The 14,588-nt window shown below is 39.7% G+C and carries 14 protein-coding genes; 9 read left to right on the forward strand and 5 right to left on the reverse strand.

Annotated features, from left to right (window positions below; genetic code table 11):
* Nucleotides 1-34: 34 nt before the first annotated feature.
* The 3 genes from H5114_RS17760 to H5114_RS17770 all read left to right on the forward strand — a co-directional run bounded on the left by H5114_RS17760 (nucleotide 35) and on the right by H5114_RS17770 (nucleotide 1,821).
* Nucleotides 35-313, forward strand: a complete 279-nt coding sequence (locus H5114_RS17760; protein WP_124018153.1) for a YcgL domain-containing protein — start codon at nucleotides 35-37, stop codon at nucleotides 311-313.
* Between the two features lie 31 nt (nucleotides 314-344).
* On the forward strand, nucleotides 345-1,313 hold the full coding sequence (locus tag H5114_RS17765) for a lytic transglycosylase domain-containing protein (RefSeq protein ID WP_182723662.1): 969 nt from the start codon (nucleotides 345-347) through the stop codon (nucleotides 1,311-1,313).
* Between the two features lie 61 nt (nucleotides 1,314-1,374).
* Complete coding sequence (locus H5114_RS17770) at nucleotides 1,375-1,821, forward strand: YcgN family cysteine cluster protein (RefSeq protein WP_124018155.1); 447 nt, start codon at nucleotides 1,375-1,377, stop codon at nucleotides 1,819-1,821.
* 460 nt (nucleotides 1,822-2,281) lie between these two features.
* Here H5114_RS17770 and H5114_RS17775 read toward each other — a convergent pair whose 3' ends face one another.
* Complete coding sequence (locus tag H5114_RS17775) at nucleotides 2,282-3,031, reverse strand: SDR family oxidoreductase (RefSeq protein WP_182698545.1); 750 nt, start codon at nucleotides 3,029-3,031, stop codon at nucleotides 2,282-2,284.
* Between the two features lie 582 nt (nucleotides 3,032-3,613).
* On the opposite strand from H5114_RS17775, the gene H5114_RS17780 reads away from it, so the two are divergent.
* On the forward strand, nucleotides 3,614-5,263 hold the full coding sequence (locus H5114_RS17780; RefSeq protein WP_182723663.1) for a methyl-accepting chemotaxis protein: 1,650 nt from the start codon (nucleotides 3,614-3,616) through the stop codon (nucleotides 5,261-5,263).
* Between the two features lie 84 nt (nucleotides 5,264-5,347).
* Here H5114_RS17780 and H5114_RS17785 read toward each other — a convergent pair whose 3' ends face one another.
* Entirely contained in the window at nucleotides 5,348-5,662 is a 315-nt protein-coding gene (locus H5114_RS17785) for a hypothetical protein (RefSeq protein ID WP_182698547.1), read from the reverse strand.
* Nucleotides 5,663-5,856: 194 nt separating this feature from the next.
* On the opposite strand from H5114_RS17785, the gene H5114_RS17790 reads away from it, so the two are divergent.
* A complete protein-coding gene (locus H5114_RS17790; protein WP_124018159.1) occupies nucleotides 5,857-6,351 on the forward strand; it encodes a putative 4-hydroxy-4-methyl-2-oxoglutarate aldolase in 495 nt (164 codons plus the stop codon).
* 25 nt (nucleotides 6,352-6,376) lie between these two features.
* The gene (locus tag H5114_RS17795) at nucleotides 6,377-8,200 is read left to right on the forward strand and encodes an AsmA family protein (RefSeq protein WP_182723664.1); all 1,824 of its coding nucleotides are present in this window, start codon (nucleotides 6,377-6,379) and stop codon (nucleotides 8,198-8,200) included.
* Between the two features lie 262 nt (nucleotides 8,201-8,462).
* Here the strand turns inward: H5114_RS17795 and H5114_RS17800 are convergent, their stop codons facing one another.
* Together H5114_RS17800 and gloB are read right to left on the reverse strand one after the other, a co-directional pair.
* Nucleotides 8,463-10,016: a LysM peptidoglycan-binding domain-containing protein gene (locus H5114_RS17800; RefSeq protein ID WP_124018161.1), complete on the reverse strand. Its 1,554-nt coding sequence runs from the start codon at nucleotides 10,014-10,016 to the stop codon at nucleotides 8,463-8,465.
* A 152-nt stretch (nucleotides 10,017-10,168) separates the two neighbouring features.
* Nucleotides 10,169-10,948, reverse strand: coding sequence for a hydroxyacylglutathione hydrolase (gene gloB, locus H5114_RS17805; protein WP_124018162.1), 780 nt, complete (start codon nucleotides 10,946-10,948; stop codon nucleotides 10,169-10,171).
* A gap of 171 nt (nucleotides 10,949-11,119) precedes the next feature.
* On the opposite strand from gloB, the gene H5114_RS17810 reads away from it, so the two are divergent.
* Complete coding sequence (locus H5114_RS17810; RefSeq protein WP_182723665.1) at nucleotides 11,120-11,899, forward strand: methyltransferase domain-containing protein; 780 nt, start codon at nucleotides 11,120-11,122, stop codon at nucleotides 11,897-11,899.
* Nucleotides 11,900-11,925: 26 nt separating this feature from the next.
* On the opposite strand, the gene rnhA is transcribed toward H5114_RS17810, so the two are convergent.
* On the reverse strand, nucleotides 11,926-12,399 hold the full coding sequence (rnhA, locus tag H5114_RS17815; protein ID WP_182698551.1) for a ribonuclease HI: 474 nt from the start codon (nucleotides 12,397-12,399) through the stop codon (nucleotides 11,926-11,928).
* Nucleotides 12,400-12,476: 77 nt separating this feature from the next.
* Between rnhA and dnaQ the strand changes: the two genes are divergently transcribed.
* Together dnaQ and H5114_RS17825 are read left to right on the forward strand one after the other, a co-directional pair.
* Nucleotides 12,477-13,205, forward strand: coding sequence for a DNA polymerase III subunit epsilon (gene dnaQ / locus H5114_RS17820; RefSeq protein WP_124018165.1), 729 nt, complete (start codon nucleotides 12,477-12,479; stop codon nucleotides 13,203-13,205).
* A 10-nt stretch (nucleotides 13,206-13,215) separates the two neighbouring features.
* Nucleotides 13,216-14,553, forward strand: a complete 1,338-nt coding sequence (locus tag H5114_RS17825) for a TIGR03503 family protein (protein WP_182723666.1) — start codon at nucleotides 13,216-13,218, stop codon at nucleotides 14,551-14,553.
* Nucleotides 14,554-14,588: the final 35 nt, after the last annotated feature.

Consider the following 14,588-nt stretch of genomic DNA (forward strand, 5'->3'; position numbering starts at 1 on the left):
TATCAAGTTTGAACCTTTGGAAATTTACACTAAAATGATATGTGCAGTATATAAAAGCGGTCGAAGAGCGGATACTTACCTTTTTGTCAAAAAACGTGATGTATTTGATGACGTTCCTGAGCCTTTAATGGCAATGTTTGGTACTCCGTCATTAATCATGATTGTCCCACTATCTAAACGAGATCACTTGGGCATCGCAGATATTAATAAAGTGAAGTCTGCATTAGTTGAACAGGGTTATTACTTACAAATACCACCACCGCCGGTTAATTTACTCGAACAGCATAAACAAGAATTAGCGCTTAAGAAATAAGCATAATCTTAAAGGAGTAATCAACACGAATATGATCCCCAGAATCATTCTAAGCGTTTTTTTTTACTTCTTTTGCTCTCATGTTGTGATGGCTGAAGACAGCCATCACAATTTTGATGACTATCTATTATTGCTACAACAAAAAGCACTCGCTGCAGGCGTTAACCAAGCTATAGCAGAACGCAATATTGCGGCGATTAAGATATTTAAGAAAGCCAATCTCAACGCTTCAGTAGTTCAACCTAAGACATTAGAAGACTTCATCCCACAAGCTGTGCCCGAAATCACCGTCAGTACTGCAAGAGCAATGTTATTGCAGCATGAATCTAAACTCGAACAGTTGAGTAAAACGTATCAAGTGCAGTCGCGTTTTTTGATGGCATTATGGGGGATGAATTCTCGTTTTGGTGAGCAGCCAGGGCGTTTCCCTGGATTATCAGTTTTAGCCTCACTTGCCTACAAAGGCGATGAAGAAGCATTTTATATTGCTGAATTTATTGCTGCACTTAAGTTAATTGAGCAAAAAAATATCAGTGAAGATGCATTGCTGAGTTCTTCATCTGGGGCGATGGGGCAGATGCAAATGATGCCGAGCCAGTTGCTAAAGTATGCTGTTGATGCTGATAAAGACGGCAGGATTGATGTTTGGAACAGTATGGATGATGCTTTTGCATCGCTGGCGAATATGTTGCATCAACAAGGTTGGCAGTCCGGTTCTACATGGGGAAGGCAGGTCAAACCCACTATGGCACTCGATCCTGGTTTGCTTGGTTTAAGAGTCAATCACACATTTGTTCAGTGGCAGGCTTATGGTATTAGGCGTTTTAATGGCGCAGACTTACCGCAACGCAGTGACATGAAGGCGTCCTTAATTGCACCTGATGGATCGAAAGGGCGTTTTTATTTAGTCTATGATAACTTCCTTTTATTACATCAATTTAACCCGACTTTGCATGATACTTTGGCGATAACTTATTTGTCTGAAAAAATTAAGCAGTAAATTGCGGCCCATTGGGTGTAAAATGCAGGCAAATTTCGATAAAAGCTACATTAGATAACCAATGATGACTCAGTTTTGGACTACCACCCCCTTAGAAGACATGACCACCGAACAATGGGAATCGCTGTGTGACGGCTGCGGTAAGTGTTGTTTAAATAAAATCATCGACGATGAAACTGACGAGCTTTATTATACTAATGCTGCATGCCATCTACTGGATGACAGCAGTTGTGGTTGTCGTCGTTATCCTGAACGCTTTACCTATGTACCTGAATGTACAGCAATTACACCCGTTAATATCGCTGAGTTGACTTGGTTGCCTGATAGTTGTGCTTATCGGCGCGTATATGCTGGCAAAGGATTACCGAGTTGGCATCCGTTACTTACAGGAAATAAAGATGCCATGCATGCGGCGGGGATTTCGGTACAAGGGAAAACAGTTAACGAAACGAAAGTGAAATACTTAGAAGACTGTATTGTTTTGTGGCCTATGTTAGATGTTGAATAGTCAGTGTTGACTGTATAAGTGATTAATAATAAATGTATTAAGATATTGCATTATCGGTTAATGGAAAAGTAATGTGGTTCATGTCCAATCTATAATGAATCAATTTATGGTTATGTTTTGCCACAATCTTATACAGTTTAAGCGTGTAAGATGGTTAACCCTGCTTGGCTTGATACATTGGACCAATAAGGCCAAGTAACCATACTTGTCCTTATTGGTATCAGATTTGCCCTTTTCGGCAAATAAAAGCGGATTCTCGTATTACAAGCAGAGTCATGTGAGTTAATTACAGGTTAATTCAATAAGGTTAGCCAGACAAAAAATGATTTGATAATCACTTTTATCCCCAACTGAGCTTATTTCTCTTTGGGTAAATAAAACTCGGCCATGATGAGTTAATCATGAGTGATTAAGCTACCCTCGTCGCTAGGTGCTTTGTTGCTATGTGACTATGATTAACTTAACTCATGTTGCGCAGCATGCTCAGCGGAGCAATACGTAATACCCAGTGTAAAATGGCCCAAGGATAACTAGGGACAAATGCATTGGCTTTTTCTTTCTGAATAGCCTTCACCATGGCTTTACAGCCCGTTTCAGTATCAACAATAAACGGTACCGTTTTTACCTTTTGGTTAATTTCACTGCGAATAAATCCTGGATGTACACAAGTAACCTTAATCGGTGTGTTCAGTACATCGATGCGGATACCTTCAGACAATGAAGTCACGGCGGCTTTTGTGGCAGCATAAACAGTCATTGCACGTCTAAATCCACGAACAGCACTGATAGACGAAATAGTCACTAGATGCCCACTGTTTTGTTCTCGAAAAATTGTCATCGCCGCTTCACATTGGGCGATAGCGGCAATAAAGTTAGTTTGCGCAGTCTGCAAATTAGCAGCAAAAAAGCCAGTGCCTATAGATGCGCCTTTACCCATGCCTGCGTTTACAATGACTCGGTCCAGCTGTCCAAACTCTTGCTTAAATTGATTAAATACCTCAAAAACTTGTGGGTGATCATTTACATCAAGTGACTTAATTATCACCTTGATATTAGGATTAATGACAAGTAATTCTTGTTTTAATGTTTCAAGGCGGTCCATACGTCTGGCGCATAGTGCAAGGTTATGATGCTGTTTAGCAAACTCAATTGCCATGCCGCGCCCTAAACCTGAACTTGCCCCTGTTATAAGAATGTTTGTTCGTTTCATAATGTGCTCTTTTATTAATACGTTGTTTATAATAGAGATGAACAATGAACACTTACGCTGGCATCAAGCCTACATTAAGCGACGGAACCATCAAAAAGCCATGTTCATTAATGCTAAGTAAGCTTAAGCACTGTTGCTTTCGCTGTAACTGAGTCAGGCAGAAACTGACTAATTGTTTATTAAGACTAAATATTGGTTGGTTATTTATTGATGATATTTGTACATATAACAGGAGTTATTTTCCCGCAAGAGACGAATACCAATAGCGAGTCATGTGTTTGGTTTGAGCGATAAATTGTGCTAAGCCAGTCGTCATTCGATGGCTAAAATACTACCCAAATGCACTCTCAGTATCTGCGTTCGTAAAGTGAGAGTTTCGCCAGTGTTTATTTATCATTGTTTACCACTAAGTATTTATTTTTTTTGCGATTTTTAAGTGAAAATATTGACAACTGTCCAGTAAGGCACAACAGTTACAAAACAGTATCTTGATTCAATTGATTTTATACTATACATATTATTTCTGAGTCTGAGTTAATAATCATTTCAAAACCATTTTAATTATAATGTCATGGTGCCCGTATGAACCCAACAAATATGTTTTTTCGTAAAACCACTATTTCTAACCGTTTACTAGGCATGTTGGCACTAGCCATTATCGCTACTGTGATTGTTTTCTGGTTTTCATTAACGCGAGTTGAAAATGTGTTAATTAATGAAAAAGAAGCCAAGTTAAATGCGTTAGTCGATGTTGCAATTGCAATAACTGATAAATATTATCAAGATGTTCAGACTGGAAGTATGGCTGAAGATGAGGCTAAAACTTTAGCATTAGCTGCAATAGATAAACTGCGCTATTCAGGTAACGAGTATTATTTCACTATTGATATTCAAGGCACCATGATCCAGCATGCTTTTGCAAAACAGTTAGTTAATACCAAGGTATTAGCAATGCAAGATCCAAATGGGGTAAAACTGTTTCAAAAAATGATCCAAGGTACGGAACAAAAAGATGTTGCTCGGGTTGATTACATGTGGAATAAACCCCAGCAGGAAAACCCAAGTCCGAAAATGTCTGTAGTTAAGCGATTTAAACCCTGGGGCTGGATCATCGGTACAGGTATTTATGTTGATGACATTCAAGCTGATAGAAACCAATTTATAACCCAATACCTATTATTACTGACACTGGTGTGGCTGCCGGTCATCTTATTATTATTTTTTATCATTCGCAGTATTTCAGGACCAATGGTTGAGACCATTGCAGCGTTTAAGAATATTGCTAAGGGTGAGGGGGATCTAACCCTACGGTTGTCCGAAGAGGGTAATGATGAGCTCAAACAAATTGCTCATCATTTCAATACTTTTATTGAAAAAGTCCAAAAAGTGATTATCTCTGTCAGCGACTCAGTCGATGAATCAAGCCGCTTGGCGAAGAATATGTCAACGATTACACAGCAGGCTAATCAAATTTCATCCAACGTACAAGCCGAAACAACTAATGTTGCCACTGCCATTAACCAAATGTCGGTAACGGCATCTGAAGTGGCCTCTAACGCACAGTTGGCAGCCGAAAGTACCCATAATGCAGACACTGAAGCAGATAAATCCGCTGCCGTTGTCGATAATGCGATGCAAAAAATATCAGAGCTATCGACAGAATTAGCCGCGACAGAAGAGGTTGCTAAAAGCTTACAAGTGAGTTCGAGTAAAATCGGGCAAATTCTTGATGTTATTGTTGGGATTGCCGATCAAACTAATTTACTCGCATTGAATGCGGCGATTGAAGCTGCCAGAGCCGGTGAGGCTGGCCGTGGCTTCGCCGTCGTGGCTGATGAGGTTAGAACGCTGGCGAGTCGTACCCAAGCATCAACAAGTGAGATTAATCTTATTATCGATGCCATCAGAAGTGCCATCGATAGCGTTAATTCCTCTGTTGAAAGAGCTAAAACTAAATCATCAGAAACCGTTAATGAAACTCAGCAAGTCGTTGGAGCACTCAATAACATTAAATCGTCCATTGATCAGATTTCGCAAATGAATATTCAAATTGCGGCGGCAACAGAGGAGCAAAGTACCGTTATTACAGAGCTTAATATGAATATTACCCGTATCAATGACATGTCATTAGATAACAGAACTCAAAATGAATTGATCAATAAAGGCAGTTTGGATATTGAAAAAGGTGCGATCAAGTTGCATCAGCTTGTGGAGCAATTTAGAGTAAAATAATACATTGTCAATCGGGCTAATGTTTTTTAGTCCGATTGAACGTTTATATTTTACAACCAAAGCGAAAGAGGCAGAGCATCACTATTAACGTTGCAATTGCACCATAATATCGATGACATCTTGATATGAGATATTATATTTTCGAGATAGATTGATGATTTTTGTTTTATAGGTTTGGATATGTTCTTGTTTAAGCAGGTCTAATTTTTTTTGTTCAACAATTGAATTGACCGTGTCTTGCAATATTAATAAACGACGCAAACTAAAATCCAACGAATCAATATACGCTGTCATTTGTTGTTTATTACGTGCATTTTCAAGGTTTGTTGTTGTGCGTTGTTCGAAGTCTAGCTCGTCAAACGCATCCATCATTTTCTGTAAATTTAAATCGTCACTCATAAGTATGATTGTTTACGTTATTTTTCGGAAATTATATGCATTTTTATTGTATAAGTCACTCTTTAACTTGGTTTGTACAGCGCTTGATAGTCTGGACTAGCAGCACTTTTTAAAGTGAATAATATATCGTTAACAAAACTTGTTGAATTGCCTAATAATTAGTAATCTAAGATTCTGATTTTCAAGGAGGACTTATGCTAGATTTATTACCTGATCTATTCGATCATTACCCTGAGCAATTAGTTTTATTGCCTAATCCATGGCAGTCCTTTGGTGCTAAGCCGATATTTTACGGTGAAGTAGTGACGGTAAAATGCTTCGAAGATAATTCCAAAGTTAAATCTGAATTAGCCAAAAATGGTCAAGGAAAAGTATTGGTTGTGGACGGCGGCGGTTCGACTAGACGTGCGCTATTAGGTGACATGATAGCTCTCAATGCATATGACAATGGTTGGGAAGGTATCATTATTAATGGCTGTATTCGTGATGCAGGTACCATTAATACTATGCAGATCGGTGTGCAAGCATTAGGTACAAATCCGATTAAAACGGATAAAAAAGATGTTGGTGATGTCAATGTAGCTATTGAGATTGCGGGTGTCAGCATCTTTCCTGGAATGATGATCTATGCTGATTTAAATGGTGTTGCCGTCAGTAAGCAGGCATTAGATCTTACTATTTTAGCGTAAACAATCAACAGACAAGGAAGCAACAATGAAAGTAGTAAAATGGTTATTAGCAATTGTGCTAACTCTAGTAGTAGGTGTGACAGTCTACTTAACAATGTTTTTCGACCTTAATAACTTTAAACCGCAAATAGTTGATGCCGTTAAAAAACAAACCGGTCGTGATTTACAAATTACCCAAGACTTAAGCTGGAGTGTGTTTCCCTCTTTAGGCATTAAGCTCGGTGGTATAACTCTTACTAACCCAGATGGCTTTACTCCTGCATCTATGCTCAATGTGAATGAGGCTGTTGCGAATGTGGCGCTAATGCCATTATTTAGCCAACAGATTGAAGTAGATTTATTAAAGCTTGATGGTTTAACGCTGAATCTGGTTACGCAAAAAGACGGTACAACCAGTTTTGATGGATTAGTGTCAAAAAGTACGGCGGATAAACCACAAACTGCAGCAACCAATGATGCCAAACCTATGTCATTAGAGACATTGGATATAGGTGGTATTGAACTGACGAATACCAATATTAACCTCATTGATATGGCCAGCAATACGACGCAGACCTTTAATTTAAAAAGCTTCACCTTAGGTCAGTTTAGCCTGGGTCAGTTTGCTGATTTTGCTTATGAGTTTTCTGCGACATTGCCAGATATGCAGCTTGCATCATCTGGACAAGGTAAAGTCAAAATTGATCAAGCATTGAATCATGTCACTATTAATGATTTTGCTATGGTACATAACGCCAAAGGTGACAGCTTGCCGAATAAATCGGTTACCGCTGAGCTCACGACACAAATGACAATGGCACTGGATGCCAAAACTATCGATCTACAGTTGACTAGAATGTCTGCTATGGACTTGGCTGCCACCGGGGACATTAAGGTTAACTATGCTAATAGCGTTCCTAAAATTGCGATGAGTTTAGACGTGGGTGATATTGATCTTGATGCGCTGTTCCCAAAGCAAGAAGGTAATACTAAAGAGTCTGCCACAAAGATCGACACAGTATCGACTCAAGAGCCTGATCTGTCAGCACTTAAATCAGTAGATCTCACCCTAAATTTAACGGCTAAATCAATTAAAGTCAGCAATATGCTCACGCAAAACTGGCAAATGAAAATGGCTATCAATAAAGGTATCTTGAACTTGTCGTCGCTTACCGCTGACTTATACCAAGGCAAGTTAGCACTAAGTGCAAAATTGGATGCTCGCAAGGCAGTGCCAACATATCAATTTGATAAGAAATTGATTGGTGTGCAAATTCGTCCACTTTTAACCGATGCGGCTGAAGTGGATTTAATTTCAGGTACTGCAAGCTTTGAAGTTAAAGGCAGCGGCTCGAGTTTAATTGCTGATAATCTGAAAAAGAACCTTGATGCCGTTGGTAAATTTGAAGTCGCTGATGGTTCGCTTTATGGGGTTAACATTCCACAGATGATCCGTAGTGCTCAGCAAAAATTAAAAGGCGACTTGTCTGAATCCAGTAAAGAAGAGTTAAAAACTGACTTTACCAGCCTGACTGGCAGTTTCACCATGAAAGATGCCGTTGTGACTAATCCTGATTTGACCATGGCTGCCCCCTTAATTCGTTTAGCGGGTAAAGGGACGGCAAACATCGCGTCAGAAGCCTTAGATTATGCATTAACAACGAGTGTCGTTGGGTCGTTGTCAGGACAGGGTGACGCTAATGATGAGTCGCTTAAAGGTGTCGATATTCCTCTAACCATAAAAGGCACATTCCAAGAGCCTAAGTTTGGCATTGATACGAAGGCATTATTGGAAGGCAAGCTTAAAGGTGAAACCGATAAAGCTAAAGAAAAGCTAAAAGAGGGGTTATTTAAGAAGTTAGGGATTTAAATTCATTCTCGTTGAGAATAAAGGCTGTCGTCGCTTATTGTGACTACAGCCTTTATTTATAACGTTAGCTACAAGGTACTTAGGTGGTGAAGTTTGCCTAGAATATCTGTTGCCACACAGATATAAGCGCCTAATAAGTTAGCATGGCTATTAATTTTAAAACATAAAAAAAGGACAAGTGCATACTTGTCCTTTTTTATAATCCAAAATCAGTACTAAGGTGAAAACTGTTATAGGATAATCATCTTAGAAGCAATGTTAGTTAGCTATTGGTCATAATTAATTTTAATATTTGACCAGGTTGAATTAACTTGCTGTTTTGCAAACTATTCCATTCAATTAACTCTGCCACCGTCACTTTATATTTTACTGCTATACGCGCCAATGAATCACCTGATTGAACACGGTAGTTAACCGTTTTTTCATTATTACTGGTGCTTGCTGTCATTTCATTTGGATAAATAACTAAGTTTTTACCTATTGATAACGTTGACTGTTTTGTCAGGTTATTCCACTTCATTAATTGTGCCACAGTCACTTGTTGTGACTGAGATATTTTCCATAATGAATCACCAGACTTTACCGTATAGCTTTGCTTGTTGGGGCTAGATTTCACAACCGCTTTACGAGCGAGAACTTGGTCTGCTGTCATAGTCGCTAAATCTGGGTCTTTCGCAGCAACTGGAATAATTAAAAATCGTCCAGCAATAATGTTATTGCCTTTAATACCGTTACTGCTTCTAATTAAAGATGCCGTTGTTTCAAATTGATCAGCAATTCGACTGATGCTGTCACCAAACTTAATTTTATAGCGAACCCAGTTAATACGAGAGTCTGGTTCTATAGTAGCTAATGCAAGTTTAAAGTTTGTTGCTTTATCACTGGGCAATATTAATTGATGTGGTCCTTGTGGTGCAGTTGCCCAACGCTTTAAACCCGGATTGAGCGCCTTTAAGTCTACTATATCAATTTGAGCTAAATCGGCTGCTAGGTTGATATCAAGTTGGCTCTCAATAGGAACAACTTCTATTTGCGGCACATTGTCGATAGGCGTTAACGTTATGCCATATTTATCGGCATGCTTAATGACATCAGCCAATGCTAATAATTGTGGGACGTAATGTGCCGTTTCTTTGGGTAACGATAACGACCAAAAATCTGTTGATTTGCCGCGAGCTTGGTTGTGCTTAATCGCATTTAAAATTCGACCTTCACCTGAATTGTATGCGCCAAGTGTATAAAGCCAATTTTGATCCATTTTAGGATAAAGGTACTGAATTAAGTCTAATGCACCTTTAGTTGACGAGGCCACATCGCGGCGACCGTCGTACCACCAGTTAGTTTTTACCCCAAAAGACGTTGCAGTTGGCGCGGTTAATTGCCAAAGGCCTGAGGCATGGCCGCTGGAATAGGCTAGTGGATCAAAACCACTTTCAACTATCGGTAATAAGGCCAGTTCAATTGGCAAATGACGCTTTTCGAGTTGATCGACAATATAATACAAAAATGGGCTAGCGCGTTGAGTGATAATTTCTAAATGCTTGGGATTATCGATGTACCACTGTCGATAGCGAGCAACTAATTCGTTGTCTGTTATCGGTAGTGTCATTTCATTACCGATCCGCAGCCATAGATTATTGACTTCGGAAACTTGTACTTCTATCTCATCTAGTGTTACTGCCGACGACTTTTTGCTTTTAGCGTTAATGGCGACAGTCTGTTGATCTATATCTGTTTGCGGGCTAGTACTTTGAAGGGTCTGACACCCTGTTATTGCCAGTATGCTACCAGCAATAATAAATAAGTTTGCTTTCATTTGAAGATACACTTCCTCAAGTTCTCAGGGCGTTAAAATAAAGGCTCGAACATACCAAGTGCCTATGAGACTCTGTTGGTCATGCTTTAGTTCAGTTTGGCATTGTAGATTAAATTATTTAGCTTGTCTTATTAAAGTGTTTTCATGTTACTTTAGAATTGGTTTTTCCATTCTCTTATTAAAGTAAATGATTGAATCTCATTAATATTGTCGACCCCACTCTTAGCGGATATTGCGACTTGGGTCTCATTTAAATGGCAGCGAAGGAACGGATTTATGGCTTTTTCTGTCGCGATAGAACTCGGAATGGTCGGTTTGTTTTGTGAGCGTAATTGATCCACTTTTTTGGCATAATCAATTAATTGTAAATTTTTTGGCGTGACATGTAAGGCAAAATCCAGATTGGACCGGGTATATTCATGAGCACAAAAAACCAGAGTTTTATCAGGTAAATTGGCTAACATAGTTAACGAATGCAACATTTGCTCAGGCGTTCCTTCGAATAAACGTCCACACCCGCCACTGAATAGGGTGTCGCCACAAAATAATTTATCGTCAATATAATAAGCAATGTGACCTAAAGTATGCCCTGGAACGGCCATGACTTGAGTTAGTCCTAAATGTGGAATTTCGATACTCATCGTTGTCTCTAGGGTCAACGGCTGGGTTAATCCATCAATGCGCTCGTTACTGGGTCCATAAACAGTCAAGTTATCATTGAAGTGTTGTTGCAGTTTTTCGATACCGCCAGTGTGATCACTATGATGATGAGTAATCAATATGCCAATGAGGTTTAGATCGGTAGTGGCTAAATAATCGATAACAGTTTGACCACAACCTGGATCAACCACATAAGCATTAAGGCTGTTTGTTTGATGGATTAACCAAATGTAGTTGTCATTAAAAGCTGCAATGGTATGAACGTTAAGCATAATCTGACTCGAGTGATGATTGACTATCTGTTAGGGTAACGGATATCGTTTAATAACTTCAAGTAAAGACAGATCGAAGTTTCAATTATGCTTAGCTGAAAATTAAATACCTTATGGTAGAGTGAATCTAATCAATACAGCATTTTTGCACAATAAACCTTGGCGGGCTTCATGTTAAAACCCCTTATTTGGCAAGATTTACCTTTTGGTGAGTTATTGCAAACCGAGATAGAAGCTAAATTGGCTCCTTGGTGGCCCCGTATATTTGGTTATCATTTACTCAAGGTTGGGGCGTTAAGTGGTCAGGTAAATAGTTTATCTTGCAGTATTACTCGGCATTTTTCTGTTTATGACGCTACAAATGCCAGTATTCAGGCTGACCCACACCATTTACCCATACAGCAAAGTGCTATTGACACAGTATTAAGTTGTTTTTTACTCGAGTTCGAGTCAGATCCCTATCAAATTTTACGTGAGTTTGACCGGGTTCTCATTAGCAGTGGTTATATATTCATTGCCGGTTTTAACCCTGTCAGTCCTGCTTTTATTGGTAAGATTTTGCCAAAGTATCAAACTCAATTGCCTTGGAGTGGGCAGTTTTTTATGCCATCTAGAGTGAAAGATTGGCTTGGGTTATTGGGCTATCAAGTCTTAGCGGATGAGCGTTTAATGTATCATTCGTTGTTAGGACAAGGTGCGGATAACCGTGGCCATCAAGCTAAAAAAAGCCCGCAAACTCCATTGTGGCAAAAAAGTATTGCTAACTGGTTACCTAGCACGGGCAGTGTCTATTTAATCGTGGCTCGAAAAATGACCACTCCGCTAACACCCATTAAAGATAAATCCAAAATAAAAGCGCCTACCTGGTCGCCGGCGCCAACGGCAGGTCGTTCAGGATTAACAAATACCCAAGTTGTTGAAAAAGCGTTGATAAAGCCCAAAAATTCCTAAGTATATGCAAATAATGAGCTTGACTCTTATTCGGGCTGATATCCAATATCAGTTTGTTGAGGTTTAGCTTCTGCGGCTTTTCGGGCTAACACGTCACAACGTTCATTTTCAATATGGCCCGCATGGCCTTTTACCCAGCGCCAGTCAATTTTGTGTAATTGACTTACTGCGTCTAAACGTTTCCATAAATCTACATTTTTAACTGGTTGCTTAGTTGAAGTTATCCAGCCCTTTTTTTTCCAGCTATGGATCCACGTCATAATACCCTGGCGCATGTACTGACTGTCGCTGGTTAAAATGATATTACAGGGCTCATGTAAGGCTTCTAATGCGATAATTGGAGCCAAAAGCTCCATCCGATTATTGGTCGTTAATGAAAATCCGTCAGCCATTTCGTGCTGCTGATGTTTATATTTCATTACCACGCCATAACCACCCGGCCCTGGGTTTCCTAAGCAAGAACCATCAGTAAAGATATACAGCTGTTTGAGTTCGGCCATCAAGTTGTTACCATAGCTAAATATTCGCGCCAGTATACTCAATTTATACAAAGGCGAGGGCTGAATGAGTAAAAAATATGAACATTATTTCTAGTGCAAGTCGTCAAGTTATTCTCGATACCGAAACCACAGGTATGAACCAAGCTGGTGGCCCTATTTATGTGGGACATCGCATTATTGAAATTGGTTGTGTTGAGGTGATTAATCGCCGTTTAACCGGCAGGACTTATCATCAATATATTAATCCTGGTCAAGCCATTGATGAAGAAGCGATTCAAGTGCATGGCATTACCAATGATCGTGTTGCCAATGAGCCACGGTTTCACCAAATCGCCAAAGATTTTATTGATTTTATTGATGGTGCTGAAATTGTCGCTCATAACGCTAACTTCGATGTTAGCTTTATGGATCATGAGTTTTCCAAACTCAATCCAGTTGGTCCCAAAACCAAAGATATTTGCAGTATTTTAGACAGTTTAGCCATTGCCAAAAGGTTACATCCTGGCCAAAAAAATAACCTAGATGCACTGTGTCGACGTTATGGCATCGACAATGGACGTCGCACCTATCATGGGGCGTTACTTGATGCTGAAATTCTCGCTGACGTTTATTTAATCATGACCGGTGGACAAATTAAGTTTAATTTGTCTAATGAAAAAGCGGGCCAAGAGGGCGGCGGGATAAAAAATATCGATCCTGCAGCGTTTAATCTTAAAGTCGTTGGCGCGTCAGCCGATGAATTACTATTACACGAACAACGACTTGATCTCATTGAGAAGTCAGGTAAATGTCTCTGGAGAGGGTAAACCAACTTTTATGAGTGCCATTCGTGCCGGTTATCTAGCGATTTCTTATTTATTTTTGCTAAGTATCATCTTAGTTTGGCAATCTACTGCCCAAGCTTCAGTGGTAGCTGCATCGCAAGCTGCAGAATTAAAAAATCGTTTTCGCATTGATCATATGGTTGATCATCTCACATTAGTGATCCAACGGAGCTATGGTTCAGCCCCCGTTGTGGTGATTTTACCCGATGGCAGTAAATGGTATTCAAATCGTCATCCACAAACCGTCAAGTGGGTTGACGGTATTGCTGCCGACATGATTTATATTGAGAAGCCGATGCCTGGTCCTTGGCAGTTATTAGGCAGTGTGGTGGAAGGATCGACCATTCAAAAAATTTCTGCACTCGATATTGCAGTGGAACCTTTACCTCAGCCTCTTTATCAGGGCGAACGCTTGAAGGTGACGGCAAGGCTGTTAGGTGATGATTTAACCATGAGAATGCCGGGTTTAGACTATATGGTGGAATGGACCGCTCGTTTCACCAGTCAACACCTTGCTACTGACGATAATTTTGCTACTGGTACTGTTATTGTTGGCGAATATAAAGACAATGGTGAATTGTTTGATGAAGTTCCAGACGATGGCATCTTTACTGGCAGCCAAAATTTGCAACAACCCGCGGGTCATTATGTGCTTAATGTCACTGCGCGAAATAATGTGTTTGAGCGCGAATATACAATGCCTTTTGAGCTTTCAGCACAACCAATACAGGTTAAAATGGTGCCTAATAGCGACCCATTAAAAGAGATATGGCAGATCCAATTAGCGGTTGATGAATCAGTGGTGATACTGGCACAAACACATTTTGAATTTGAGTTAGTTGGTCCTGCCGGTTTATCGCTGCCTTTAACCGTTCAAACCGTGACCAGTGCAAATCAAATTCTCTTTTTACCTAAAGTGACCGAATATGGCAGTTATCGTGTTCAAGGGCATGCGTTCTCCACGACTGTCGATGGTCGTGAAATTGTCCTGAATTTACCTGAAATGTTTTTTAATTTGATTGAGCCTCCAGCTCCGGCTCCATCGGTTGAAGAACTGGCTGAAAAAGCGGCTATTCAAGCTGAATTTGAAGAGCAAGAGGCTAAAGATAATGCAATGTTCTGGATTATTACCATCAACGGAATACTGTTTTTGTTCGGTGTTGTGGGCTTAGTTATATGGCGTAAAAAGCAGACTCTTGCCAAAGCGATGGCTGCAGCAGAAGAAAGGCTAAAGCAAAATCCTGAAAGTAATCAAAATTCCCAAGAGGGTCTGCTTGAAAGTGTTGATTTAGACGATATTGACCTGACTATGCCTGATGATAAAAACTAATATTTTGAGTGTTTTTTAGTCACAAAATGCGCAAT

It is taken from the genome of Shewanella sp. SR43-8 (assembly GCF_014163775.1).
GTDB lineage: Bacteria > Pseudomonadota > Gammaproteobacteria > Enterobacterales > Shewanellaceae > Shewanella > Shewanella vesiculosa.